This is a genomic window from Pseudomonas sp. JV449, from assembly GCF_032424295.1.
Lineage (GTDB): Bacteria > Pseudomonadota > Gammaproteobacteria > Pseudomonadales > Pseudomonadaceae > Aquipseudomonas > Aquipseudomonas marginalis.
The window spans coordinates 139,804-166,025 of sequence record NZ_VYKD01000031.1 but is presented as its reverse complement, the minus strand read 5'-3'; the positions used below and the strand labels follow the sequence as shown (position 1 = coordinate 166,025).

Genomic DNA, 26,222 nt, shown 5'->3' with positions numbered 1-26,222 from the left:
CTATACCTCAATCAGTGCTTTGATGATTTTGTACGATGCCTTGCGCAGCTTCGCGACATCCTTGCTTGCCAGTGGCAGTGGCTCATTCCCGTGCCCGCGTCTGGCGATTAGCGCGGCTACATCGTCGACGAAAGACGGTTGGGTCGCCGAGATGGACTTCAGGGTCTGATCGTCGGCCATCAGCAGGAACGCGATCATGCAGGCCCCGAGCGACTGGCCGTTGCCTTGCAGCGTCTGGCGCACAATCGAAGACCTCACAGTGTGCAGGCTTGACGGCAGTCGATGGCACAGGCCGGCCTCGATGGCCCTGTCTTGTGCAGCCTCGATCAGCAGCGCATCTGCCATGTCCGGTGGCAGCCAACGGTTCAGCGATAGCTCGAGGACGGACTGCATTGCCGCATATAGGTCACGGACGAACGCCAGGGCATCGTCTCCTTCATGCCAGGAGAGAAAGACCCGTTCCGCATGGACGAGCCGCTCTTTCACGTTCGTCCCGAGGCGATTGAACGCGCCGAAGCCAAACGCGTCCTGGATGCCGGCGCGGGCATCCAGCAACACGTCCGCATAGGTATCTGGGTTGCTACTGGCGGTCGGCTCGCGGGAGAAGGTCACCTCCGGCAGCATGGTTTCGATGATCTCGCGCACCAGCGGTTCTGCCAGCAACTCCGATTCCGGGGCGTCGGCACTGCCTTTCCCATGTCCCTTTTCGTCACGTGCCCTTTTGATTTCGAGCAGATGGCTGATCAGTGCGGGATCGAGCGCGGCCAGGCGTCGCAAGGGATGAGAATCATCGCCCTGCGCGCGAAGGATGCTCAGGGCGAGCAGTGTTTCCAGCTCCGCCTTTCCCTTCATGAAGTCCTGTAGCTTACCCTCCCGAACAGGCCTGAAACCGGCTCCAGGTGGTAGCAGCCCGACCTCGCTGGCCGCGAGGCCAAGCAGTTGCGCGTGCTCCGCCTGTGGGGTGAACTTCAAGCGCTGGATATCGCCTTCGAAGGGACGCCTGGCACAGGCATGGAACAACGACCACTCCACGGCGGCATAGAGCTGGGCGATGGAGCGGAACGCGGCGTTCGGCAGCAGCCGCAAGTTGCTGAGAAGCTTGGGGTAGTGCAGCTGGTTGTAAGGCGTATCGAAGGGTTCTTTTACACGCTGATCGGGAGAGGGCGAGCGTGGCTGATGCAGTGCTGCCTTCCACCTGCCCAGCCAGTCAGCCGTGGGTTCGTCCTGTTCGAGCAACTGTTCGAATGCCCGTTCAAGTACCAGAGAAAAGCCGTTGCCGAAGGGGTCAGCGATGCGGAACTCGCCGTCGCGTCTCTGAATGGCGATAGGGCAGTCCAGATAGTACCGTTCCGGCTTGTCCATGATCACGATCTGATGCAGTGCAGGTAATGGCTGCTCCTTCCCGAAAATCGCGGATCTTCGCTGCATCGTTCGCGCCACCTTGATCACATCACGCTGGGTGAGCGGCGTGGATTCGGCACTGGCGGATGGGATCTTGTAGACGGCCGGCTTTTGTTCCTGCTTGCGCAATGGCTGGTGCTCCAGCACTTGCATGAAGGGCAGAACCTGCCCGCTGACCCGTTCGCGAAACAGCAGCGCGGTAACGAATGCGGGGCTGTCGACGCCGCTTGCCGTGTTGCTGTCGGATGCTTCGAGGACGCTATTGAATTCGTCGATCAACCCCTTGTCCCGAAGGCGCAACAGAATGCTTTCGACCAGGTCGCGCGGAATGCACGTGTCCTCGGCAAGTGCCTGCGAGTTCATCTTACCCAGGGCGAGCAGACTGAGGATGACCTGCTCGAACGGGTTGAGCCTCAGGCCATCTTCTTCAGGTCTGGGCAGGGTGATCCGGTAGGCATCGACGGGCCAGGACAGATTGCGGCGTCGGCCGACAATTGCTCCGAACGGATCAGGGGTGCCGTAATCCAGAAGTTTCAACATTCCAGTACGACTCCTTGTTCGCGGCAGAGCTTATGGAAATCAACGAGCCCGGGAATGAACTCGGCTGCAAGATCGCCCTCCAACAGTCTCGGGTCGCCGACCACCACCAGTAGTTTCTTCTGGCGGCTCATCGAGACATTCAGGCGGTTGTAGAGGCAAAGGTGACCGTACAGTGATTGCGCCTGTTTTTCGCGGTCATCGGTAGCGGATTTCCACGACTGCGGCACGGTCCTCACCGTCGATAGGAACACCACGTCGAACTCCATGCCCTGGAACGAGTCAACCGTGCCTATACGCAGTCGTTTGTCATTGTCGCCGAGCGTGCCGAGCTGCTGCCTGATGTAGTCGGCCTGCGCCTTGTAGAAGGAAATCACCCCGAAAGTCAGGTCCTTACCTGCCGCGCAATTCATCCATGCGAGCAGTTGGTGCACGATCACCGTGGCCTCGATCGGGCGAATCCAACTGGTCCCGCTGCGTCGGTGCTTGCCTTTTTCCAAGGGTACCTCTAACCACGCGGCGGGTTTTCCGCCTGTATCGGGGAGGGCGTGGGCAAAATTGACTGCTGGCCTTGCTGAGCCGAACTTCTCGGAGGGGTCGAAGCGCTCGTAGAAGTTGCGGCTGATGAAGTCGCCCAGCAGCTCATGCATGCGGTACTGCCTGTCCAGCGTGACCCGGCGAGTGATCTTGTCGCCTTCCTCCAGGGTTTTCAGGCGTTCCGAGAACAGGTAGTGGAACATCGATTTCTTCAGCCAGTCGGTTTCCGACGGGCCGTTTTCGCCGTCTTCCATCCGGCGTGCGACCTCGTCATCGATAATATGCGGCAGCTGGCGGTGGTCGCCGACAAGGATGATGCGCCTGCCCTGTGCCATCGGCACCATCAGGTCACGTGGCGAGACGCGAGCGGCTTCGTCGACGATCACGTATTCGTATTCCAGGCGCTGCTGGTTCAGGTTGGTGTCACCCCCCTTGATGCCTTTCTGGAATTGCATCCTGCGGTTGACACTTTGCTGGCACGTCGCGGCGAAGGCGAAGCTGTAGTCGGATACAGCCTCCAGCATGGCGCGCGGATTGTTGCCGAGCTGGGCGAGAAACTCCGCCAGCGCGGCGGATTTCTTGTCCCGGCCCGAGTGCCCCTTGCGCTTGATCTGCTCGATCGCCACGTCTGCCAGGGCGACGATCTCGTCGTTGGCTTTTTCGATGCGGAAAATCGGGGGAGCGCTGAAGCGGGCGAGCAGCGTCCTCTTCAGTGTCGCCAACCGCTGCAGGAACGGCGGAAGGCCATTTTCGTTACGCCACAGGCTGGCATCGTCGAGCAACGCAAGGTCCTCGCTGTCCAGCACCTCACCGAGATCGGCCAGCGCATCGGCGGCGCGTTCGGGACCATCGTCGGCAAAGCTTTCCGGCCGGCAACGAAGGCGACGCACAACGTCGAGCCACTGGTGGCTGGCATCATTGAGCTTTTCTTCCAGGCCCATTTTCTTCTTCAGGTTTTCAGCCTGACGTACCTGCTTCTCGCCCAGGATAGCAATGCCGAGCGCTGCGATCCGGGAGGCAAGGCTGGCGGCGAGTACTCGTGTCGGTGTCTGGAGGTACTGCAGGTACAGGTGCCTGATCTCGGTTTCCTGCTCGATTTCGGCGATCTGCGGGTTTCGGTCACGCAGCTCGGTGGCGAGCTTTCCACACCAGCGATCGAGCCGTTCTTCGAAGAGGCTAGCGTCATCCGTGGCGGCATTGGAGCGCTTGCCGAATTTCGGAACGGGAAGGCTGTTGAGCGACAGGCGCTCGATCATGTTCTCGACTGCGTCGTGCTGAAACCCTGTCAGCAGCACCTGGCCCTTGATGGCGATGCCACGCTTGTCCGCCATTTCGTTCAAACGCTCGAGAATGGCCGCGATGACCGTAGTCTTGCCGGTTCCGGGAGGTCCCTGGATAAGGGCGATGTCCGGGGTTTCCAAGGCACAGCTGATGGCATCCAGCTGTTTTGGCGTGGGCGTGTTTTTGAAGACCTTGCTCAGGACGAACGCCGTCAGCGGCTTGACAGGTGACGGCCTACGGGTCTGGGTAATGACGCCTTTTTCCTCGATCAGCAGGCCGAGCTGGGGATTGGCGGCCCGGCCTTCGAGAATCATTCGGCGCGCCACCAGGCGGCGCTTGATCTGGGCAACCTCGCCTGCTAGGGAGAGGATGAGCTTGCCGGACTTTTCCGGCAGTCTTTCAGTCTTGAGCTTGAGCGTGTTCGATGCCTTGTCGAACTCGCCCACCCCGTAATGCCTATTTCTGACCTGTGTTTCTTCCTGGGCGGGCGCGGGTTCCCGTTGCTCCCTGTGCTCGATGCCGCTGGCGAAATCCTTGAAGTGCAGGGCGGGATCCAGCAGATAGTCCGGGAGCTCCTCTACCCACCGGAGCTCGCCGACCTGGCCTTTGTCCAGGGCCTTGAGTGCGGCCTCGGAGGCTTGGGTCACGCGTACGGCCACGGTTCCGTCCCTGTTCTCGACGCCGCCGGCGACGTGCAGTACTCCCACCACGCGCGCCTTGTCCAGCAGCAGTTCACCTTCGAGATCGCCGAACTCATCCCATTTCCTCAAGTAGCTGACGTGGTCCTGAGTCAAGGCTGTCATCTGGGCTTTGGCAAGGAGACGGATATGTCCGGCCCGGCTCCAGTCTGCGAAGTGAAGCTTGCCTTTGACCAGGCGTAGTGCACGGTCCGGATGCTTGCGGGCCTTGGTCATGCGGGTGGTAAGGAAAATCGATTTGCCTTGGGGCAAGGGCGTCTCTGTCGCCACGAAGCGCAATCCGTCCCCGCTGATGCAGAACGAGTTGCTGCGGGTTGGTTGCTGGATTCGAGCGAGCTGCACGTCGCTGGGCGCTGGCTCCTGGCCAGCTTGCGATTCCGGATCCGGAATCAACTCCTCAGGGTCTGCTACTTCCTCTTCCGGGACGGGGTCGGGCTTGAGCATCTCGTCGATGGCCGGACCTGCGGTCAGAAAAAAGAAATCGCTGTCGCCTTGTCGAAAGCAGAAATGGCGCTCCAGCAGCTTGTAGAGTTGTTCACCCTTGGGGCCGTTCCTGCGGTGCTCGAGCTCTGCAAATGCTCGTTCGGCATAGTCGTCCACGCCGATTTCCAGTTCACCCATCTCCAGGCACGGTCCGGAGAAAAAGGCGATCTGTAGCTCCATGCTGCCGTCGGCAGCACGATTGGCCAGTTGCGCGAGCAGTGCGCGGCCAATGGCGAGTTCGGCGCTCAGTCGCCGGTTATCGATCGGTGTGACGGTCTGCACGGCGATCATTGCGACCTTGAGACGCAGGTCGAACTCATCGGGGCGCGAGAGATCGTTCTCGATCGAATAGACGGCCTGGTCGCGCCACTCTGCCGAGCCTTGACCAACCGGTCGGACGCGGATGGTAAGGATATCGGCTGGTATGTCCTGGAACTTCATTGCACGCCCGCCTCGAAGGTGAAGGTCAAGCTATCGGGGAAAGCAGGGGTGCCTCGGACAGGACGTGCCGTCCTGGCGGTGAAGTCGAGGTCGACTTCGTACGCCTGCGTCTCGTTATGCTCGAATGAAAAAGGATGGAAAAGACGGTGCGGCAGGGTGAAGTGCCGGGTGGTGGCGGGAATCACGATCTCGCCCCGCGATGTCCGGGCGCAGGCAAAGGGTGGACGAGGTGCTCGGCAATAAGGGCATTGGGTGTGTTCGTCGAACAGGTAGCTCATCGCGCAGGTATCGCAGTGCAGCGAGTGGTCGAGCGCCTTTTTCAGTTCCAGTGCCCAGAAGGCCATGCTTGGACGGCGATGCGGCTGTAGTCTTCCTGCCCCGAAGGTTTCCTGGAAGAGCCGGCGAAGCCCGGCCGTGGCGACCAGCTCACGCGGCAGCCCTCCAACCCCGGCGTTGGAGTCGTCCTTCGTGTCATCGATAAAGGGCAGGTAACCCGCGTACGCCTGTTCGTCTAGGTCAGCAGTCTGGCCGTCGGTCTCTGGCTCGGAGTCCCAGCCGCTGTCATCTTCCTCGGGTTCGAGCACGGCCTTGCCGATGAATGGATGGCAGAGGGCAAGGGTCTTGAAGGCCATCACCGCAAATGCCCAGCAGTCCGACCGCGGGCGCGAAGTATCGGTGCCCCGCACCACTTCCGGTGCGCCATAGGCCGGCGTATAGACCGAGATGCCTCCACAGGGCATTTCAAATCGCAGGTTGTCGGCATCGATGAGCCAGACATCGTTCGATTGCGCACCGAGGAAAGCGTTGTTGCTGGAGATATCGCCGTAGACCATCCCCGAGCAGTGCAGGCGGGCGAGGATAGCAGCGCACTCAGACAGTGCGAACAGGCGACGGCGGGTCGAGCCCGTACGAGCGTAATGGACCAGACGCAACGCCAGGTCCTTGTCAGGGACGTCCACCAGCCACCCAGGAAGGATGAGCTGCAGCTCTTCGAGGTCCTTTTTCGTCTTGCCGTCGAGATCGAAGACGCTGAAGGGCGTCATGTCGTTGAGCAGGCGCATCACGTACCCTGGCTGATCCCGCAGGATGGCCAGCGGTAACGACAGTGGAATGCGTGGCGGCAGCGGCAGCAGGCGGATGTTCTGGAAGCGGTGACGAAGGTCGCTGCTGGTGTCCGGCTCACCCTTGGGGTTGAGCGGTTGCTTGATGGCCAGGTCCGCGTCCTTGGTGCGGAACACGACGCCTTGGCCGCCCCTGGCGAGCTCATCGGCAAGCGTGTGGTGATTACCGTATTCGTCGCACAGGGGCTTTATCCCTTCAGTCTTGTCCATGGGTAATCTCCTCGCGACAGAGAAAAGTGATGGTCTTGTCGTCGCTGTGCTTTGGGGTAGGCCATTTTTCGAGCATTGTTTGAAGACACTGGTTGGCGGTGACTGCGGCCATCGAACGGTGCGCGTCGATCACGCCGGTCACGAAGCCGGGAATGTCCTCCACATCGTCCGCCACGCCGTCGGAGCAGAGCAGGATGGCCAGGCAATCCCGCTCCGGCAGCGAGGAGAATTGCCAGTCCCGCTCGGATACGCGCTGGGACAGTGCTGCCGTGATGTTGGAAAAGCCTTGCGACTTGTCGTCCGCCAGGGACATCACCGAACCATCCGACCTGATTGCCGCGACCAGGCCATCGCCCAGCATGCCCAGGTGGATCACGCCGTTTTTCGTGCGGAAGGCGAACAGGCATGTGGCGGCGCAATCACTGGGTTCGAGTGGTGCGACGAGGGACAGCCAGTTCGACGTGATGCGCTGCAGCAGGGACGCCGGGTTGGCTTCGGCGCGGGAGCGGCAAGCCTGTGTTACAGCCTGACAGGCCGCCTTACTGCCGAAACTGGAAAACGGCTTCGAGCCGAGGCCGTCCGAAACTACGATGCCGTCTCCCCAGTCGCGGTGGAAGGCTGACCATGCGTCCTGGTTGGGGAGTCCGGCAGCCAGGTGCGCGGGGCCTGGAACGCTGGCGCCGAAGCTCTTCCACAACGTCATGCCGAGGGCACTTCCAGCCATCCGTCCAGCGCTGCGAACAGGTCCTCGGCAAGGAAAACGTCCGAGCCCTTGAGCTGCGGATTGGCGTCCACACCAGTCTTGATAACGCGTACCGAGTCGTCGCGAAGCACCGCACGCCACTGTTTCAGGTGCCGGGCCTCGGTGCTGGACCAGAAACCGTCGGTCAGCAGCAGTACCTTTCCGGCCGGTGAATCACCCAGCAGACGGGTTAGCGCGCTTGCGCTGGATGTGCCGCGGCACACCAGCATATGCTCCGGGTAGTCGTCGGTCATGCTCCAGTCGCTGAAGACCGCTTCGCTCCCCCAGGCACACAACCTGATCTGTTCCTGCCCGCCCGCCAGATGCATCCACTGGGCGATGGTCATGACCGCCGTCCTTGTGATGAATGGTTTGCCCCCTTCACTCATGCTGCCGGAAGTGTCGCACACCAGGAAGAGCGTCATGCAGGCTCCCCGGCCAGTCTGGCGCGCGCGGCGATCCCGCTCATCAAACCATCGAGCTGTTCCAGGAAGGAGCCTCCGCAACAAAGTGCCAGCTTCGCGTCGATGATTTTCTTGCGCACCGAGTCCGACCTTGGGGGGAAGCAGCAGGCGACGATGCCGCGACCTTCGACACCACCATAGAAGCGGACAAGGTTCTGCAATTTCATCACTTGCTCCTGTGTGACCTTGCCCGCCTTGCATTCGACGATGTAGAGCGAATGCCCGTCGGTGAAGGTGACGTCGAGCTCGTTGTGTTGCACGTCGCGATGGAATGAGCCGTCCTGGTTGAGTTGCAGGGTTAGGTTGATTCGCAGGTCCCGAATGACGCCGCGCTCCTCGTAGGGCTTGCATTGCAGGTAGACGAACTCTTCGAACCAGCCACCGGAAAGGTATTTGGCGAAACCCGCCCAGTGATTGAAGTGCAGGTTCAGGCCGTTGCCGACAACCGATGCTTCGGCTTCCCGAGTGAAGGCGAAGACGAACCCGTGGCATTCGATGCGGAACGGTGTCAGTGGCTCCCCTCTTTGCAGGCTTCTTTCGTATTCGTTGCTGTATCTGCACAAGGCGGTGTAGGCATCAGCGACCTTGCTGCGGTATTTCCACAGTGTTTTGGTCAGGCGGCGGCGGTCCGCCGATAGCTCGTCCTCGGGCTCGACGGTAGACACTTTCAGCCCATCGCCATTGAGCAGCAGGAAGGTTTCGATTGAGTCGATGGGGCGGATGGCCTCCCGAAGCAGGCTATCGACATAGGTCACGCGCTGGTTGCGGCTGTCGAAGTAGAAGGGCACGGCCCCCAGTGCCCGGGCTGCGGACAGTGCGCCTGCGAACATCAGCTTGGTACCGCCGGTGAGGTTCACACCGATACGTGCGCCAGGCGGCAAGGTCCTGGCGTGGGCAATGATCCTTTCCTGCACGTCCTTGGCGTCCCACGGGTCGACCGGGAGTTCTTCGAAGTTCGCTTCCTGGGTGAACGCGCGCATGCAGGTCGCCGGGAAGTCTTGGGAGTTCACGAACACATGCCGGTTGGAGGCGAACTGGCGGATGCCCAGCAGCGATGGCATGCGTTGCTCGCCGAACAGGTGATAGGTCACGGCGAACCCTTCGTGGGCATTGCCGATCGCCGCCTGGCTGGCGCCGTGGCGCTCCAGCCATTCGGCAGGCAGGGCAATGGTTTCCGGCGGCTTGCCGACAACGGGAGAGACTATGAGGCGTTTCTTCAGGTGAGGATGGGCCAAGGCTGCCAATGCCCACATGAACGCCATGACCGGGGTACCAGGGCTCAGGTACAGCGTAACGAGTTTTTCGCCGGCGGCCTTGGCGACAAAATCCAGGGCGCGCATGGCACAGGCGTAGATGCCTTCGGAGTCGTTCAGTTCGCGGAGCGTTTCGCTCTTCAGCGAAATGTGCGCCTGCCTGCCGAACCTCGGCAGTTGCGCCTCCAGCCAGCAGGCGAAGTGCGCGTGGGCGGCGGGCGTATTGGCAAACGTTGAGACGAAATCGTTGGTCACGGCGCGATCCTGTTGCTGGTTGGCAGCATGGATCGCCGCTAGCCGTGTCGCCAGGTCCGTACAGGAGGGGGGCGACGTGTCATCCTGGAGGTCGTTTCGTGTGTAGCCAAGAATGACGATTTCGCTGTAGTCCTCTGCCGCCAGCGCTGCGGCGATCGGACCTTCCGTGCTTTCGAATCCCAGCGATGCGCGAAAATCCGTGATGCCATACCAGGTGAGTAGAAACTTCTTCATAGGGAACTCTTGGCAACGTAGGGGCGGAACCAGGTGGTCTCACCGGTCATGCGGTTCATCAGAACGGCCCGGTTGGGCTTTTCGAGACCTTTGAACTTGCCGATTCCGGTGGAGATGAGCGAGCCGGCGTCGTCTTCGGTCATGCAATACGCCAGGCGCTGTTCAAAGCAGGAAAAGAGCTCCTTGCATGCCGTTGCGCAGCGCTGCCAGCGCTCGACGAAGACGAACACGAACACCCCCTGGCGCGGACCATCCTCGGCGATCCGCTTGAGCAGATCGCCGGGAGAGGGCGGCTCACCTGGCTTGGGGGCCTTGAAGGCGGTCGGTGGGTGCAATAGTTTTTCCGAGTCGAGACCGTCGATGATCAAGGCGACGCGGCGACTACCGATTGAGTCGGCTATGGCTTGCAACGGAAGAGCCGCGATGTCGTCGAACACTTGCACGGGACCGCCAGGCGCATGTGACCCGGAGGTGAATTGGCCTTTCGCAGTGACGCCGCGTGCGTTGAAGTAGATGATCTCGTCGAAACGGCTGGATGCCACCAGACTGGACAGCGTTGCGTTGAGCAAGCCGTCGTGGATTGCATCGTTGTAGCCGCTGAACAGGACATTGAAGGCCGGGCGCTTGATGAGCGGAACCGTGAGCATGTCGGCGTCGAACGTCAGCTGTTGCCCGAGCAGCAGGGCACCGTCTCCTGAACAGACGTTCTGGTAGGTAGTGGCGCAAGGCGGCTCAGGCAGGTGGGCACCATCGAAGATCCGGGTCTTGTCCGCCATGCCTTGACGCGAAGCATGTTGCGCCAGCGTGCTGATGTGTTCGCGGCAAGTGTCGCTGTCTGCTAGGGGTATCAGGAACTTGACGTTGCCGGACCTGGCCCCGTTGGCGTTGTTGATGATGCCCTCGGGCGGGCTCTGCAGTCCCGCCGCTGCCCAGTTGTTCGCGCCCAGGATCATCGCTGAATCTTCCTGGCCGCAGGCCAAGGCGATGCGGCAGCCCAACTGGGTGATGATGCTCCCCAAGGACATGGCATTTATACCCTTGAGAGTCTGCGTCGCGAGCAGGACATGAATGCCGAATGAGCGCCCCTGCTTCAACAGTTGCGACAGGAATTGTTCTGCTGCCTCTGCCACTGAGCGTGTGCCGGCGAAGAGCACCTGGAACTCGTCGATGACCAGAAGGACTCTGGGTAGCTGCTCACCTGTGCTGGCGCGGAAACTGGCGAAGTCAGAGACCTTGTTCTCCTTGAACATGTATCCGCGCCTCTGCAATTCACCCACCAGGTGGCGAAGGACTGTGGTGCCGTATTCGGGATCGCTTTCCGTGGCGACCAGCCGGGCATGGGGAAGGGGCGGGTCGGCATAGACACTGAATTCCGTCGATTCCTTATAATCCAACAGATAAAGGTCGACTTCCGCCGGTGAATAGCGCTGACACAGGGAGTGGATCAGGACATGCAGCAGGTTCGACTTGCCTGACCCGGTCTTGCCAGCGAGCAGTGCATGGTGTTCGGACGTTGTGGCACCGAGGACGAAGGAGGCGGGCGCGCCGGCGGCTGTCCATCCGATTGGGATGTCAAAGCCTGCGCAGGTCGTGGCGCCCCTGGAGAAGCCTGACCAGAGATCCTTCATCGACCGGCTGAACCGTGCCTGTCGGGCGCACTCTTCGGCGAGCGCCGAAAGGTAGGGGCCCAGCTGTTCCTGGGTGGGCCATTGTTCGGACTTACAGGTCAGTGAAAGACCGTTGCGCGCGACGGACGATGTTGCGAAAAGGGCATCGAACGCCGCGACCGCCTGCGCTGCGGTCGAGCGGAGTTTTTCGTAGCGTTGGTCCTTCAAGCGCTGCTCGTCGATCGCGATGATTGGCAGGACGCCGCAGCGCGGGCCGTTCTCGCATAATCGCTGGAGGAACCACAGACTTTTTTCGGACAGTTGCTCCGGCGCATCGAAAAGCACCAGCACTTTGTACGTAAGACGGCATTCGGGGTACTTCGCGTTGTACGCCGACCAGTTCGCGGACTCGTTACTGAAGCGATGCTGGAGCAGTTCTTCGATGTCATTCGTCAGTTGGCCGAGCGCAGACTCGATCTCGTCCGCGCGCGTCAGTACCCGTTGTGCCGGTACCAGTAGCTCGACCTTGAGCAGGGGCAGAAACGGCTCGACCGATTGTCCCAGTCGCATCGGATCGATGAACGTCAACTCCAGCTGCGCCGGGGGCAGGGCAGAGAGCAAGCGCAGCAGCAGGCCGGATATCCACTGCGTGTGGCCCGTGTGGCCTTGAGAAAACGCCAGGGCGCTGGAGAACGGGAAGGGGATGGCGTTTGGCGTCGAACAGCAGAGATCCTCGAAGCCCAGTTGCCGAGAGCCGAGATACAAGCGCTCAGGCATTTCCGTGACCGCCCATGACGCCTTAGGGACCAGATCCGTCAACGCAGGCTGTTCGCGGCGAAGCCGCTCAGCCGAGCGCATCGCGTCTGTGGCAATACCTTCCCAGTGCAGCACAAACGTTGATCGCCAGGCCGTTGTCCGCTGCGCGCGGCTGGCGTTCGTCTGTCGTTCTTCATCTGCCAGCCGCCGCAAGGCCTCTTCCGTCGAGGCAGCCTGGGGTGTTTGCAAGTCTTTGCGCAGCCCCCGAAGGTTTTGCTCTCTTCTGCTCGCGGCGGCATTGAACTCACGGTCGATGCGGGTCAGGCCTTCCTGATAGTCGGCGATGGCTTGCATGATCCTGGAGACGATTTGGTCCGGATGCTCGGGCGATCCCTTCATACATCACGCTCCCCTTGTGAAGTTCCTACGTCTTGCGCTTCCTCGAGGAGGCCGTCGATGGCCGTGACCTGGCGCTGGTAGTCTTCGCTGAAACTGCGCAGGCAGGCGATGTTCTCCTGGATCGGGGAGAGCACTTCGTTGGCGATGGAGGTGCCGAATCCATCCCGCACCCCAGCGTTGAACCTGTTTGCACAGGCCGCCATCAGTCCCATGACATCGTCAAACATCGACATCTCCCGAAACATCGTCCATGGGGAGTTCCAGGACATGCGCATCGGTGGCGATGCCTGGAAGCAACGAAGCACACAGCTTGCCCGGTAGCAGGTAACGGGATTCAAAGTCCGGATCCTCGCACCTGATTTCGCTCAGGAACCTCTGCCACCGCTCTTCGGACAGGTCGATCGAGCGGCAGCCTGCGGTCAACTCCAGCAAGTGCGCCGTGGCTTCGTCTACGTCATCCATGTCGCCGGTATCGACCGCGCGCTGCAACTGCTCCACTCCTGCCCAGACCTGTTCAAGGATGGCAGGCTCCAGTACGGCGAATCGCACTTTCATGGCTGTTTCTCCTCGCTCTGGCGGATGAAATCAAGACAGGACCGGTCTATCTCATTCTTGCTCGGCAGCATGCCTATCAGAGGCGAGCCCGCCTCGCGCAAGGCATCGCGCAGCTCTTTCTCTTTCTCGGGCGAAAGGTCCTTGATGTCCCGCGAGCAGAGCGTGCATTGCGCATCCGCTTGCTTGTGTCCTTCGGCCTGGAACACCATGTGGTCCTTCTGCGCGAAGAGGTACTGGGCCTTGCCGCATTTCACCTCCAACGCCAGCGAGCCGCCCACCGGTGCCCCCATGCCCGGCCCACGCCCCAGTACGACTGGGACACGCAGGTCGGTTATCAGCAGGTCGGTCTTGGTGTAGCGGCCGTTGTCGCCAACGAACGTCCGCCCTTGTGTCTCGATGCGACCACCCAGTGGCGCCAGGGCGTGGCGAACCAGTTGCTCACCGAATTCGCCGCACAGCTCGATGCGGACCTTGCGCACGACCCCGTTGCGCTCGACATCGCCTTTCGCGGCAACCCATTGCTCGCGGAACCTGTCGACCTTCGCCCGATACTCGGGATTTCGTTCGTACAGGTATTCTTGGAGCATCTGCCGATGTTCCGCCGACAGGTTCATTCGATCCCGCAGTACATCCGGTGTGACGACTCCACTCTGTTTTACCGGGTCCCACTTCAGCCAGGAACGGAAGTCCGCAGCGACGGGATGGGTCGCGAGGTAGGCCTCCAGCGCTTGCTGGGCCGCAGAAAGGCGTGCAACACCAAGATCGATGGCCTGGCCGACGCCGAGAAGCCGTGCATTGCACTCCTGCTGCGCTTGCGCCAGTGCTTGCGCAGCCATCGAGGCGGCCTGCCTGGTCATTTCCAGGCGACGTTCCATCGCCATTCGGTTCTCCATGGCCCGTTCGAAGTCGGCCCGTGCCTGCTCCAGCGCGTTGCAGGCCTGGTCCACCTCGGCCCTGGCCTGGTCAGCGCAGTCGTGCTCCCAGGAGCAATCAGGACTCGACCCGTCTTCGTCGAGCGGTTGGGCGATACAACTGGACAGCGAGCTCTCGGCGGCGTAGAGACTGGAATATGCGGTGTCCACGGTCTGCTGGGCGTCCTCGGACGCCTGGCAGGCGTCCAGTTCTTGCTGCATGGCGTCGTCCAGCAAGCCCTCGCTGCGCTGTGAGGCGTTGTGAGCGTCTTCGTACTTGTGATCTGCCAGGGCAACCTGTGTTCGGCAGGATAACTCCAGGGCCTCATGGATGGCCTGCAGATCGCGTACGAGGTCTTCGAGATTTTCCACTTGCCCTATGGATACGAGTGCCATTGCCCTTGCGACATCCTCAGCTCTGAAGGTAATCGCGCAGGCGTGACGCCAGGGCGATCAAGTAGGGCACCTGCTCAGTCGCATTCGCGTTGAACTGATGGAGTTGCTGGACGAGCATGTTGAACTCGTCTTCGAACTGCGAGCGCTTCTCGTCCTGCCAGGTGTCACCGAGCGACAGGAATGCGCCATCCAGGGCGCCAACACTGTCGTTCAGCGCGTCGGTGAATCTTTGCAGTGCATACGCAAAGCGCTCTAGTTCTTCCGGATCGCCAATTGCCTGTGCCATTACCAGTAGCCTCCATCATCTGCATCGGGTGCCGTCGGCACCGCTGACTCCTGTCGGGCGCCAATGGTCGTTGGTTGGGCATCGATCGAGCTCGCTGGCGGTATGGCGTTAGGTGCCTGCGATTTGGTGCGGAAGGTCACCGACATGGTCACAAACTTGAAGAAGTCTTTCATTTGCCGGGCATTTTCTGCGTAGAAAAGCGGGTTTTGCGTGCCCTCGATAAATGCTCCAAGAACCGCCTCGTCGGCATCGGCACCGATGGCCATGGCCATACGATCGCATTTCGCGGAGCGTCCTTCGTTTACGAAGTCACGCAACGCGCCTTTCCAGCCATCGTTCGGTTGTCCGTCCGAGACCAGCACCACGGTCGGGCGATAAGCGCGCGATGGCACAACGTCCTTGTCTTCAATCATTGCCTTGGCCATTTCAAGCGCGACACCCAGCGGGGTCATGCCGCCGGCTGCAAGTGTCTGCCACTGAATGTTGTTGGCACTGGCCAGGGGTTGATGCAGCGTGACCTCTGAGCCGAACGTGATGATCGAGACCCAGATTTCGGTCTCGCTGGTCTCGTTGCCACGGAACACGTCGAGCATGTCGCGCACCGCGTCATTCATGTTGTCGATCTTTTCTCCGCCCATGCTGCCGCTGACATCAAGCAAAAGGATAACGGGCAGCGGCTTGGCTTTTGGAGTCGTAAATTTCGATGGGTCAAAGGGAGTGTTCATGCGCGATACTCCTTGGAAATGATGATGAATAGGCCGGTGTGCAGGCCGCGCTGGTCGCACGAGTTCATTGAAAAACGGAAAGTATTAACGAAGAGTGGAAAGGGCGCATCGGGGCTGATGGCAGCCAGTGATGCCGGGAAGGCTTAGAGAAAGGAGTAAGGGCGTTAAAGGAGGAGAAACAGCCCGGGCAGCGTGTGACCATCTGGCGCATAAGACTTCCTTGTTCTTAATCGTCGTCTACCGACATCAGGTTGCGAGAGATTAGGCCATGCTACCCATATAGGTAGCAAAGCGCCACTTTTCTGCGGGGGCACCAGCACGTGGTCGATAACGAGTCCTAGGCACTGTACGAAAAGAGGTGTCGTAAGCACCGCCGGCAGCAGGCCAATGTGACCATTGCTGCATAACTTGTTGCGAGCTGCAGTAGCGAGTCGCCAGGCGGCGGTGCTCCTTCTTAAGGTGTGTTCGCCGGCCCCTTACGGTTGAACATGGTGGCATGGTCCATTGAAGGAGTGACGCCATGGTCAGTGGAGTTGATTTGACCCGAGCCTGTCTCAGTTTATTGTAAATGGCCGGCGTAAGCCGGCCCTACATTACGGGGTTATCAGGTAACGGAAAGGAAAACCTGGGTGTTCTCATCGCTGGCAGCTACAACTCTGCACCGGATATGTTCCAGAATTTCCTCTCCAAGTCGACTCGTTGCGAAGTCGAACTTGAGCATATAGGACTTCTCGCTACGGTCGGCCTCCCAATACGAAAGTCCTTGATCAAGCTGGACCGTCAGTTTTTTGCCGGAGCGGAGTTGCAGGTGCAACTTGCGGAAGTGCGGCAAGGAAGAAAGGCTGAGCACCTCGCCGCTAAGGCCGCAGTATTCCAATGCTTGGCATATGGCATCGTCGCGCTCGCGAGATGAGTGCCAGTCATGCCGGCATTGCCATGGCGCCCGGTTGTCATCCTTTTTATACTGGCGACCCTGGATGCGGATGGCGAAGTTGGTAGCACTGACTCGTCCAAGCTCATGAATCACGTTGACCAACTGATTCACGACCAGCGGGCTGCATACATATCGATCACTGTAGACCAGCTCTGTAATAGGGTCATCGCCTGATAGTGCCTCATTTAGGATGCTACCTGCCTCATTTCTGAGATGTTCCCAGAATCGTTTGGCAAAGCCGCTGAGCGAACCATCCAACTGACCTCCGATCTCAACCTTGATCAGGCCGGGGGTTGTGGTCGGCATCAGGTCAGATGCATTCAGTATTCGATCTGATAGCAGCGCGGGTGGTGCTCCCCGAACAGTCCGCGCACCGGCCGCAGCTAGATCCCAAGTATGGCCTGGGATAGTCAGGTGCACATTGTCGCTGGCCCAGGCGGTGTTGCATCGCGCGCCCTGCAGGGTGATGTTCAGCGCTAGAGCACCAAGATCCGGCATGGCCTCATGGAGGCAGATCTGGATGCCGCTGAAGGTGAGTCTTACAAGCCATTCCTTCTGGTCAGCTGGCAGGGCTGCATAGGTACTATCCAGTATGTGCAATTGCACCTGATGCCCGGCTGCTTCCCAGCTTTGCAGTTGATGTCGCAGACGGCGTGCGACGGCCAGATCCCAGTCTTCGGCTGGAGCCGAGAGATAAACAGCAAGGGTCTTCGCTGTGTCGTCCTGGGTGAGAGCCTGCTCGACGGCTTCCTGTAGGGTGGAAATTTCCGCCCGGCTTTGCGGGCCGAAGACCGCGAGCTCGGTTGGCAGTGCCAGGCCGGCAAGCCAGGCCTGATTGATCCATGCCAGTGCGGCATGGCGATCGAGGCGATCAGCCTCAAAGCGAGTGTCGAAGCTGAGTAAGCAACGCTGGCAGGCATGCGTGCAGTTGCAGCTGTCGAGACGGCTGATAACCCGCCGCCACAGGCTGGACTCATTCAGTCGCTCTGCTGCCTGTGTGGTGTACCCACCGCTACGCAGGTCGAAGACCCGGATGGCACTGGCAGGATAGCCATCAACCCTGATCGGGCGGCAGTCACAACCCAACTCCTCAGTTTGCACGCCCAGTTCCGCTGCGATCGCTTCCCGAAGTGCTACCGCAATCGAATAGCCAGAGACATCATCGTACAAGAGCTCACCGCTGGAGGGATTGCGTAGTACCAACTCAAGCGCATCGGTGAGACTGTCATGGCCTAGGTGGATACCTTGCTTGATTTTCCAGTTGTTGTGGCTGCCGGGGCAGATATTCTCCCCATCGTCACTCTTGCCGCCGCGCAGGCGTTTGTGTTCCGCCTTCTGGCGGAAGATGGCTGGCAGATGCTGTTCGTTGGCTGGAGCAGCCGTATCGGGATGGCTTAGCATGGGCTCTGCTTTCCCGCACTCAAGACAGATGGCGAAGCCCTTCTGGCTGGCTCCTGAGGTGTAGTGGAACAGGTGGGCCTGCTGACTGAAGCGGAACTGACCGAATGCCGGGTTGGCCAGGCATATCCAGTTAGCACGTACATTCAGCCACGGAGCCTGGACAGGCACATATTGCAGCTGGCTAATGTCATTGTGCGGTTCGTCGAAGAAGTCCACGGCAAAGCCTGCAGGCACCAGATACTCCCGGATATCCTCCCGTCCGATAGGGGCACCGCATTCCTGGCAGTTGATTTCCAGTCCTGGGTTGATTGCGGTGTCGCTGGCCCCACAATGACGGCAGAACCAAGCTTTTTTGAAGAGCTGCAGCTCCTTAACGTTTTCGGCAGATGCTGGGGCGTGCCAGTTCAGCGTGATGCCGGATGATTTGTAGACCAGACCGTCCATGACCAGTTCGGCTCCTGGTGCATATTCGCGTAGCCCGGTGATACGGTCTCGAGATGCCAGCGAGCGATAGCGGGCGCGGTTGTCCTCGCGTTTGTCAGTTTCTTCCTGCTTCAGGGTCTGCATACAGCGATTGTCGAAGCTGACGATGTCCGTCGGGAAGCCATACCCCGGGAGGAAGCGCCGGTTAGCCAGCTCGCTGAGTAAGTATTCCTTCTCAATGCGACTGAGCTGGGCTTCCATGGCGCGGGAGGCTGCGGCTTTCTTGTCGTCAATCTGCTGCAGTTGCGCGTAGCTGGCCGAGTGCTCCTGTTGCCATGCCTGCGTGACTCCGCTCAGGTTGGTGCTGGTGCGCTTAAGCAGTGCAGGCTGCGGAGTTGAATCAAGAATGCTGCGACAAGTGATGTCTTTGAGGGCCTGAGCCACCAGTGGCTCCACTTTGCTTGCCTGATTGTCGCACCACAGACAGAAACGAGTCGCCAGCGACATGGGCATTTCGCCTTCGAGGAAGAACGTGCCAGCAGTCATCGACTTGATTTCCTGGGCTGTGACAACGTGCTTGAGCCAGTGCGAGAGCAACCAGGCATTGACGTGACGCTGGATCAGATCGGGGCTTTGCAGAGACACCTTGGGCATGCGCATGGGGGTGTTGAAGGGCCAGAGTGGGCTATTGAACACGCTCTGGTCATGCGGGGTATTCTTGCAGACGGCCAAGGCCAGAGAGCGTCCTTCGCGGCGGCGGCCTGCACGGCCAGCCCGTTGCAGGTAGTTGGCTGGGTGCGGTGGGACGTTATTCATGGCCACCACGCTAATGCCGCCGATGTCTACCCCCATCTCCATTGTGGTCGAACAGCTAAGCAGGTTCAGCTTGCCTGTCTTGAACAGGGCTTCGTAGGCATCCAGTTTGCTTTTGGATTGTTGGGCCGAGTGCTCGGCTGCACGGAAATAGTTTCCGCCCTCAATGACCAGATCCATAACGTCCGACCAGAGAGCAGCTTTACGAAGCTGCTGAATATCAGGGTGCTGATTTAGCCATTCGCGGATCGCCAGCAGTCCATCATCGCCGGAAATATGCAGAAGGGCTTCCGGTGGGCGGGGCAAGGTGTAGGGCAACACATTTACGACCATGTTACGGTCGGTACGGGGGGTGTAAGGGCTGAGCTGCTCAAACGGCGTGTCGATAAAGCGCCGAGATACAGGGCAGAGATAGACCTCGTTGGGCAGACGAAAACTCACGTCCTTGAGATCAAGCTGATAGCCGTCGCCGGACGAAATCAGCAGCTTCGTCTGCTGGGTAAGTGCATGCCAGGCATCCCTCAGGATCGAGTCAATTTGATCCCTGTGTGTAGACGTGGAGTAGTTGAAAGCCTTGCAGAGCATCAGGATTGCGCGTGATTGAATGCCATTGACCGTATTGACTGCCGGCCAGCGCGTGTAACGGCGGGAAAGCTTGTCCGCCTTACCATCGAAAATAGGCTCTACCACCCACTTGGGACTGATTTTGGCGCCGATCAGCGATTGCCACCGCTTGTCAATATTCAGAACGGTGTTTTCACGAACGAAGAAGTCCAACAGCACCTTCAGATAAGAGCGCCAGGACTCGACCGTCTGGTGCGCAGGCCAGGCCATGGGCTTGCTGCTGATGCTTGCCAGCTTGGGATAGCAAACCTGCACCAGTCCCAGTGTTTCCAGGCTATTGGCACGTTTTGGTCGGCGATAGAACTCGCGTGCGAGAAGCATGCTGGCTAGGGCGATGCTGTCTTGCTTGCCAAAAGTCTTCGGGGCGAGGCTGTGATAATAGTCCAGCATGGCCATCTGCAGCTCCGGCGTGCCGGCCAGATGGTTGACCATATCGGTCCAGCTGATTTCTGCACCTTTGGCGTACTCAGCCTGCTTTTCCAGCAACTGTTGTAAGTACTTTTGCTCGAAGCGCCCCAATTTCTCCGCTGCCTCAAGTTCCAGCAGCTCATGCAGTTCGTGCTGTTCCTCCCCTGATAGAGTGCAGGCGGGCTGCGCTTGCAAAAGGCGGTGATAAACCAGTCCTCGAACTCTGTTGCGCTCGGAGTCCTGCTGCAGCTTGACCGCAATACGAGCGGTACCTTGGCGGCTGTCAGTGAAGGAGATCAGCTTGCGGCCCTGGAACGGCTTGCCTGTCGGCATCGAGTCTGGCGTGCAGAACTCCAGCAGGGTTCCAATCACTGTGCTCAGGGTGAAGGGGGTGCCAATACGTGCGGGGCGCAATAGGCTGCGCCCTTGAATGGTTGCACCACAGCATGGGCATTCATTTTTGTTGCTGCTGAACAGCTGCAGCCCGATGTATCCGTCCTTGGGGCCGTCGAACATCAGCTTCTGGCTGGTAGGATCCAGAAACTCCGGGTAGCTGTAGTTGACTGGTCGGTTGGTTATCAGGGTTTGGGTTAGTGAGATGCGGTCTTCAGTCGGATCATTTGTATCGGCAGTTTCCTCGTCCAAGGAAAATTCATCGACCTGCTGTAGTGATGGGTCGATCAGTTTCCCATGGCTGGTAGCAACAGCCTGCAAGAAGCTCTCGTTGCACTCTTCACAGGAAACTAGCGGCATGAGCGGCGCGCCGCAGTTGCAATGGGTTCGCTCCTCCGTATACACCAAGCCAAATGGCCAGTCGGCATGGTTGAGTGCGGTGCTGGCCTTGTGTGTACAGTTACGGTCCACGCAGGCTCGGATCGCTGGGATCACGTTATGGAAGAGATGGGCACGTAATGGCAGGAAGGAAATGCCAGCGGCATTCTTGGTGCCTGACATCAAATCCAGCCAGGCCAGCAGTTGGACAGGACTTAGATCGGACTCCCGGGTCATCCCTTTTAGGCTTTGTGGTTTCACTTGTCCCGCAGGAATGAACAAGGAACGTAGACGCCTGGCTGTCGGGCTGGACTCGAGGCGCTGGTAGCGCGGAGCGGATTGTTCCTGCTCGGCATCGATGGCTGCAATGGCGGCAGGCTGGTCATGCTTGGCATCGGGCGTCACATCCAACAGGCCGGGGATATCCCTATGGCCCTGCACTACCTCTACCTGTTCCGGAGTAACTCCGCCTATGTCAGCGAGGAATTTGCGCAGGCTTTCGATGGTCTTTTCATCCGAGCCAAAGGTGGCCGAAGTCGCAACTAAACGCACATCCTTCGCTTCAACCTTGAAGGCAAGCATCACACGCCGTAGCAATAGTGCCATCTCGGCAGCCTGGGAGCCGATATGGGTGTGCGCCTCGTCAAGAATGATCCACCGCAGTTTGCCTGCAGATTTCTTCAGGATGGGCTCATCGTCTTTGCGTATGAGCATATATTCCAGCATGGTGGCATTGGTTACGAGCATCTGTGGCGGACGTTCGCGCAGGCTCTTACGGTCGATTACCTGACCTTTGTACTGCTGGTCCGAAGCCTTACGTTCATTTTCCAGGGCACCGGTGTACAGACAGTGTCGAATCTGGCCGCCAAAACCATCGGTCCAGGCATCCAAGCGGTTTTGCTGCGAGTTGATCAGCGCGTTCAGCGGGTAGATAAACAGGGCGCGAACACCTTCTGGGTCTTCACCAGCCTCGATCTCTTTTGCCAAATGGTTGAGGACGGGCACCAGAAAGCATTCGGTCTTGCCCGAACCGGTGCCGCTGGTCACAACCAGAGATTTCCGCTCCGGACTGTTGAGGATTTTCCAGGCCGCCAATTGATGGGTGAATAGATGGCGGTCGCCGGGGAAGGAGTACTCCTGGGCAAGATCCTTGGGCGGGGAAGCCATGGCCTCGGCAAGTCGTCGGTGCAGCCAGCTGCCTCCTGCCAGAGAACTCATGGTTTCATCGCTTTCATCCCAGCCAAAGGTCGGCTCGAAAACCGGATCCGCAAGCCAGGCACCCGGAGTTCCGGGAGATGCGGTCAGCTGATCATGTAGGAACTGACGCAGATGGGGATTGCCAAGGCTGAGCAGACCCTGAGCCGCACGTTCACTGCGGGTGCTGAGGTTGGTGGTCAGGGCGGAAAAATAATTTTTTTGATAGAGCATGGGATTCATCACTTCTGGATCGAGTCGACTTGTGCCATGACTAGGCCTAGCTGATAGGCCAAATCAAACCAGACCGTATCGAACTGGCGAGCGTTTCTGAGACTGAACAGGCGCGTCGGGTCGGCTTGCCATTGTTGGCCATGACCGGCATGGGTATCGAAGGCAGCCATGAAAGGCAGCATCACTACGGCCAACTTGAAGTCGTTGGCAGGAAGCTTGCTGCGGCGGAGTAGTATTTGGCCGTGAGTAGTTTTCAAGAATGCCCCGATATCTGTATTCCCTGCGCCAGGATATTGATGGGTTTCTGCAGGATTACGGTGGAACATCTGCTGCATGGCAGATTTCTCTCCATCGTCAAAAAGTCGATCTAACCAAATTCCCGTGAGCATTGAGGGATTTCTCAGGAAGAACCCAACATCCGGACTTTCGAGATCGAAGTAGCGGTGAAAGCCCTGCTCGAAAATGAAGCGCAGTGCGGGTTGCCAGCGGGACAGGTACTGGCTCTTGCTCTGGATGTCGTTGCGAATGACCGACAAGAGGCGGGCATCGCTGGCGGCAAACTGCTTGCGAATTTTCGCGAAGGTGTCGAACCAGTGGTTTGGTGCGATAAGCAACCACTCGAAGGGCAACTCGGAGGGTAGGCGTTCAGCCAGGCGGGTGGAGAAATCGTCCAGCAGCAGTGTTGCCATGGCAAGAGCCTGCGGCTCACGTATCAGTGCCTGGCAAATATCCAAGCTGGCCAGCGGCAGGTGGTGCAGTCGGTCCAACAGCAGCTCCAACCTTTGCCAATCCGCGGCCTGCGGATCAGCGGTCATCGAGTGTAGGGCCGATCTGAGCAGGAGCATGCGCTCTTTATCATCCGCCTCGCAGAGCGCCTGGGTCAGCGGGGTAAATGCCTTCGAAAGGTCGCTTGTGGTCGGAGGGACAACGGTCGGGCGACTGTGCAATAGTGAGTCGTCGGGGGTGTACAGCAGCCAGGGGCCTAGTACATCTGTCGGCAGTCTAACTAGCCAGCTGCCGGTGAACACTTGCTCGGAGAAATGTAGTGGCAGTCTGACCGGCTCATGGTCTGGCTCCGCCAGTGGCAAACCCAGCATCAGGCCTTCGGCCTGGGTCTGTTCAAGCAGAAGATCGCGACCACCATCGCTCAGGGACGCCATTTCTCTTTGGCTGTGTAGGCGGATGCGTGTCGAATAGCGTCCTACTTGCAGGCGAGCACGTGTCTGGTGAGCATGCATAAGCTCCAACTGGACAGCATGATCGAGTCCTGGGTGACAGGAAAGCATCTGCTGGATCGCCGGGATCAGCTCGAACAGGCGAATTTCGCGAATCCCGGTGTAGCGAATTTCCTGGGACAGAGTGGAGCGGGCGTCGATCCCACTGGACGTTAGGCGAACCTGCCAGTGTTCAGCGCCCTGTGACGACATCAGTACAGCGCGACAACCAATCAACTCCTCAATGGTCAAGGCCTGATTCGGCTTGAGAGGGGTACTGTTGCGCAGCAGAGTGATCCCATTGCCAGGGAATGGCAGCGTGATCCTTTGCTCGCCATCGGGCCATTGCAGGCATAGCGGCACCGAGGTTTTGGGCCGGGCGCTCGAACTCTTTAGTATGAGAACCAAGTCTTTCCCATCATGGCGGCTTTTCAGCTCAATCTCTACGTTCTCGCAGCGTACGGGCAAGTCAGGCCAGTTGGTGAGACGAATACTTCCTTCAAGGGCGCAGGCACCTGGCACGTAGGTGATGGACGCGCCCTCTGGGAGGAGCACGGCGCGGGTGTTTAGCAGGCGCTGGCCATTCCTGCGCCAAATTAGCCGACATAGCCCCGGTGACTGGGCCTGGGCGAGCGGTAACTCCTTGCCTTGCGTGCGAACAAACAGCTCATGGGCAGGTGCGAAGTTGGATAAGCCTGCACCTTGTTCTACTCGAAGGCGCGGTGTGCCGTGGTACAGCAGGCCCGGTATGGAGAGTGCCTCCAAGCTGTTGCCTTGCCAGTAGGCTTCGGGGTGGTGGGGAGCGTTGGCGCTTATGGTGACGATGAAAGGTTGTTTACGGTAAGTGAGCCGGGTTGTGCCGGCCGGAAGCTCCATAAGCATTTGCCCATCGGAAAGGCAATCGTGAAGCTCGCGAACCTCGCCATCCTCTGTAAACACTATGGTTTTTGCCGGCATGACTGCCAGCGCCGATTCTCCCTTGACCAGCGCATCGCCTTGAGCGAGCAATCGAGCAAAGGGATAGGCATTCTCGAATATCAACGGCTCGTCTGGGCTCAGCGCTTCGCCTCCAGGCAGGTCGGCGATGTGCAGTGTCGCGCCCCAGCGGCTGACGATCAATTGCGCGGCCTCATGTAGGTTGTGAATGGCCGGCAGCTGCCTGGCTATCAGCTGATATTCCTCATCCCTGAGCAGGGCTTCGCCGACCAGGTATTCCCGCTCGCCGATGCGTAGCAGCATCTGGAAGTGTGGTGGCAGTCGATCAGAAGCTAACCCTAGTGATGCGGCAACCTGATCTCGTTTGGCTTGTGCCTGCATTGCAAAGGTCAGCTCGTAGACGGGTTTGGATCCGTCGGAGCTGAAGCGTAGGCCACGCTTAATCTGGAAAGGGGGACGTCTGGAGTTGGGCGTGATGGTGACAATGCCCCGGACCAGACCCTTGATGAGGCTGGCTGCGGCCTGACTGTCGAGCGCGATGGGAAAGAGCTCTTCCCACTGAGGGCATTCCTCCTGCAGCTTTGCAATCGGATCATCGGCACCTTGCAGGGCATAGGTCCTGCGGATATGAAGCATCGCCTTAACCAGATTGTCCAGCAACTCATAAACCGGCGCCTGCTGGTAGCAGGCGGGCAAAAGCGCTGCCTGGGCCTCGATCGCCTGACGTAGTTGCTCATCGTGCAGGCCGTAGCCCAGCGCCTGCTCGGTGACCATGCGCAGCAGGCCGGATAGCGCGCCCTGCGCCGATTCGACCAGGCGCATGGGCAAACCGCCATTCACCGCGACCAGGCCAATGAAACGCTTACCTTCATCCTTTATGTCGGTCTGCAGACGCCATAAGCAGCGCCCTTCAATGACCAGCTTGCGAGTCTTATCGTGGGGCATTCCCCGCTGGCCGGCGGCCTCGCACAGCGGCCCCCAGCGCCATGCGCCACCGGGATATTCTCGTTTCCACCACTCAGCGGCGAACAGCAGCCAAGCTTGAGGGTAGCAAGGATTGATGTTTTGCCCTGCGGGAAGCTTCTGCAGGAGTTGGCGGAGTACCTCAAACTCTTCAAAAGAAGTTTTGTAAGCGAAAAGGGGGCGTCCATCTGGCTCTTTCAGCCCACGCCCGGACAGAAAGTCCGAGATCCATTGATCAAGTGGCACGTAGAATTCCCTTTTTCGTGAGCAATGCACCACGGGTGCTTGCGCTGACAGGATTTTGATCAAGATTGATGATTGTGACTGTCCCATGAATCAGCGCCCACGCGCGTTCCTTAGATAGCACTTCACTATCCTCTTCCATGTCTGCAACTGATCCTTAGGTCATGAACCATTCTGATGGCTAAGGGCTGCCATCAAGCATAATCCGGGACCCAATCTGAAGGGAAGGTCGAGAGACAGAAACGGTCGTGGACGCTGCACGAACTGGCTGTTCGCTGGCACGCTACGCAGGGCAAACAGGCAACAGCAATCATGAGTCTGATCTAGCGCGCATAGAAAAGGGCCATGATCCATATGACTGCCTGAAGGATATGCTGCAGTGGCTGCCGACGTAGCCGGCGAGTGAGATCGGCCAACTGCTGCGGCATCAGGGGACTTGGCACCAGCAGCGCCCCAGGTGCTCCAGGCTACTATGGGGCTGATCGCCGATCGAGTGTGCGGTGACCATGCAGAAGGGACACTGGACGCATTGAATATTAGAGACCTGCTTTATGGTGCTTCGCGCGATGAGCTGATCCGCGATGATGTTATCGGTAACGCACGAATCGCCCCTAGTTTCCTAGGCACTCTCACATTTATAGTCTCGACGTGCGGATCATAAGCTCTCAGGCAAGCCAAAAAACATTTTGACAGAGCTCTATGCCGGTGTTTTCAGGTCGATAAGGCTTTTATTTGCCCCCACTTCTGCCCCCATTCGCACCGAGTGTGTGAG

14 protein-coding genes and 1 pseudogene are annotated in these 26,222 nt (G+C 59.3%); all 15 read right to left on the bottom strand.

From position 1 onward, the window contains the following. Entirely contained in the window at positions 1-1,941 is a 1,941-nt protein-coding gene (locus F6S08_RS27365; RefSeq protein ID WP_315872604.1) for a hypothetical protein, read from the bottom strand. Next, positions 1,935-5,378 (bottom strand): DEAD/DEAH box helicase, encoded by a 3,444-nt coding sequence (locus tag F6S08_RS27360; RefSeq protein WP_315872603.1) that lies wholly within the window; start codon positions 5,376-5,378, stop codon positions 1,935-1,937. Before F6S08_RS27360 ends, F6S08_RS27365 begins: the two co-directional genes overlap by 7 nt. Beyond that, a complete protein-coding gene (locus F6S08_RS27355; RefSeq protein WP_315872602.1) occupies positions 5,375-6,709 on the bottom strand; it encodes a serine/threonine protein kinase in 1,335 nt (444 codons plus the stop codon). Before F6S08_RS27355 ends, F6S08_RS27360 begins: the two co-directional genes overlap by 4 nt. Further along, positions 6,696-7,412 carry a PP2C family serine/threonine-protein phosphatase gene (locus tag F6S08_RS27350; RefSeq protein WP_315872601.1) on the bottom strand — a complete coding sequence of 239 codons (717 nt, stop codon included), beginning with the start codon at positions 7,410-7,412 and terminating at the stop codon, positions 6,696-6,698. Before F6S08_RS27350 ends, F6S08_RS27355 begins: the two co-directional genes overlap by 14 nt. Beyond that, complete coding sequence (locus F6S08_RS27345; protein ID WP_315872600.1) at positions 7,409-7,876, bottom strand: VWA domain-containing protein; 468 nt, start codon at positions 7,874-7,876, stop codon at positions 7,409-7,411. Before F6S08_RS27345 ends, F6S08_RS27350 begins: the two co-directional genes overlap by 4 nt. Next, the gene (locus F6S08_RS27340; RefSeq protein WP_315872599.1) at positions 7,873-9,657 is read right to left on the bottom strand and encodes a Card1-like endonuclease domain-containing protein; all 1,785 of its coding nucleotides are present in this window, start codon (positions 9,655-9,657) and stop codon (positions 7,873-7,875) included. Before F6S08_RS27340 ends, F6S08_RS27345 begins: the two co-directional genes overlap by 4 nt. Beyond that, entirely contained in the window at positions 9,654-12,419 is a 2,766-nt protein-coding gene (locus F6S08_RS27335; protein WP_315872598.1) for an FtsK/SpoIIIE domain-containing protein, read from the bottom strand. The genes F6S08_RS27340 and F6S08_RS27335 overlap by 4 nt, the downstream gene beginning before the upstream one ends. Next, the gene (locus tag F6S08_RS27330) at positions 12,416-12,646 is read right to left on the bottom strand and encodes a hypothetical protein (protein WP_315872597.1); all 231 of its coding nucleotides are present in this window, start codon (positions 12,644-12,646) and stop codon (positions 12,416-12,418) included. Before F6S08_RS27330 ends, F6S08_RS27335 begins: the two co-directional genes overlap by 4 nt. After that, on the bottom strand, positions 12,639-12,974 hold the full coding sequence (locus tag F6S08_RS27325) for a hypothetical protein (protein WP_315872596.1): 336 nt from the start codon (positions 12,972-12,974) through the stop codon (positions 12,639-12,641). Before F6S08_RS27325 ends, F6S08_RS27330 begins: the two co-directional genes overlap by 8 nt. After that, positions 12,971-14,281: a hypothetical protein gene (locus F6S08_RS27320; RefSeq protein ID WP_315872595.1), complete on the bottom strand. Its 1,311-nt coding sequence runs from the start codon at positions 14,279-14,281 to the stop codon at positions 12,971-12,973. The genes F6S08_RS27325 and F6S08_RS27320 overlap by 4 nt, the downstream gene beginning before the upstream one ends. A 16-nt stretch (positions 14,282-14,297) precedes the next feature. Continuing rightward, positions 14,298-14,567, bottom strand: a complete 270-nt coding sequence (locus F6S08_RS27315; RefSeq protein WP_258641893.1) for a WXG100 family type VII secretion target — start codon at positions 14,565-14,567, stop codon at positions 14,298-14,300. Further along, entirely contained in the window at positions 14,567-15,292 is a 726-nt protein-coding gene (locus F6S08_RS27310) for a vWA domain-containing protein (protein WP_315872594.1), read from the bottom strand. The genes F6S08_RS27315 and F6S08_RS27310 overlap by 1 nt, the downstream gene beginning before the upstream one ends. 337 nt (positions 15,293-15,629) lie before the next feature. Then, positions 15,630-15,745: pseudogene (locus F6S08_RS27305) on the bottom strand (IS5/IS1182 family transposase); the annotation flags it as partial. Between the two features lie 151 nt (positions 15,746-15,896). Next, entirely contained in the window at positions 15,897-22,094 is a 6,198-nt protein-coding gene (locus F6S08_RS27300) for a DEAD/DEAH box helicase (RefSeq protein WP_315872593.1), read from the bottom strand. 8 nt (positions 22,095-22,102) lie between these two features. Next, positions 22,103-25,453, bottom strand: coding sequence for an STY4851/ECs_5259 family protein (locus tag F6S08_RS27295; RefSeq protein WP_315872592.1), 3,351 nt, complete (start codon positions 25,451-25,453; stop codon positions 22,103-22,105). Positions 25,454-26,222: the final 769 nt, after the last annotated feature.

Excerpts from the sequence above, each read along its gene's own strand:
- F6S08_RS27365 (WP_315872604.1), bottom strand. The coding sequence starts at position 1,941 with ATGTTGAAACTTCTGGATTACGGCACCCCTGATCCGTTCGGAGCAATT.
- F6S08_RS27360 (WP_315872603.1), bottom strand. The coding sequence starts at position 5,378 with ATGAAGTTCCAGGACATACCAGCCGATATCCTTACCATCCGCGTCCGA.
- F6S08_RS27355 (WP_315872602.1), bottom strand. The coding sequence starts at position 6,709 with ATGGACAAGACTGAAGGGATAAAGCCCCTGTGCGACGAATACGGTAAT.
- F6S08_RS27350 (WP_315872601.1), bottom strand. The coding sequence starts at position 7,412 with ATGACGTTGTGGAAGAGCTTCGGCGCCAGCGTTCCAGGCCCCGCGCAC.
- F6S08_RS27345 (WP_315872600.1), bottom strand. The coding sequence starts at position 7,876 with ATGACGCTCTTCCTGGTGTGCGACACTTCCGGCAGCATGAGTGAAGGG.
- F6S08_RS27340 (WP_315872599.1), bottom strand. The coding sequence starts at position 9,657 with ATGAAGAAGTTTCTACTCACCTGGTATGGCATCACGGATTTTCGCGCA.
- F6S08_RS27335 (WP_315872598.1), bottom strand. The coding sequence starts at position 12,419 with ATGAAGGGATCGCCCGAGCATCCGGACCAAATCGTCTCCAGGATCATG.
- F6S08_RS27330 (WP_315872597.1), bottom strand. The coding sequence starts at position 12,646 with ATGTTTGACGATGTCATGGGACTGATGGCGGCCTGTGCAAACAGGTTC.
- F6S08_RS27325 (WP_315872596.1), bottom strand. The coding sequence starts at position 12,974 with ATGAAAGTGCGATTCGCCGTACTGGAGCCTGCCATCCTTGAACAGGTC.
- F6S08_RS27320 (WP_315872595.1), bottom strand. The coding sequence starts at position 14,281 with ATGGCACTCGTATCCATAGGGCAAGTGGAAAATCTCGAAGACCTCGTA.
- F6S08_RS27315 (WP_258641893.1), bottom strand. The coding sequence starts at position 14,567 with ATGGCACAGGCAATTGGCGATCCGGAAGAACTAGAGCGCTTTGCGTAT.
- F6S08_RS27310 (WP_315872594.1), bottom strand. The coding sequence starts at position 15,292 with ATGAACACTCCCTTTGACCCATCGAAATTTACGACTCCAAAAGCCAAG.
- F6S08_RS27300 (WP_315872593.1), bottom strand. The coding sequence starts at position 22,094 with ATGCTCTATCAAAAAAATTATTTTTCCGCCCTGACCACCAACCTCAGC.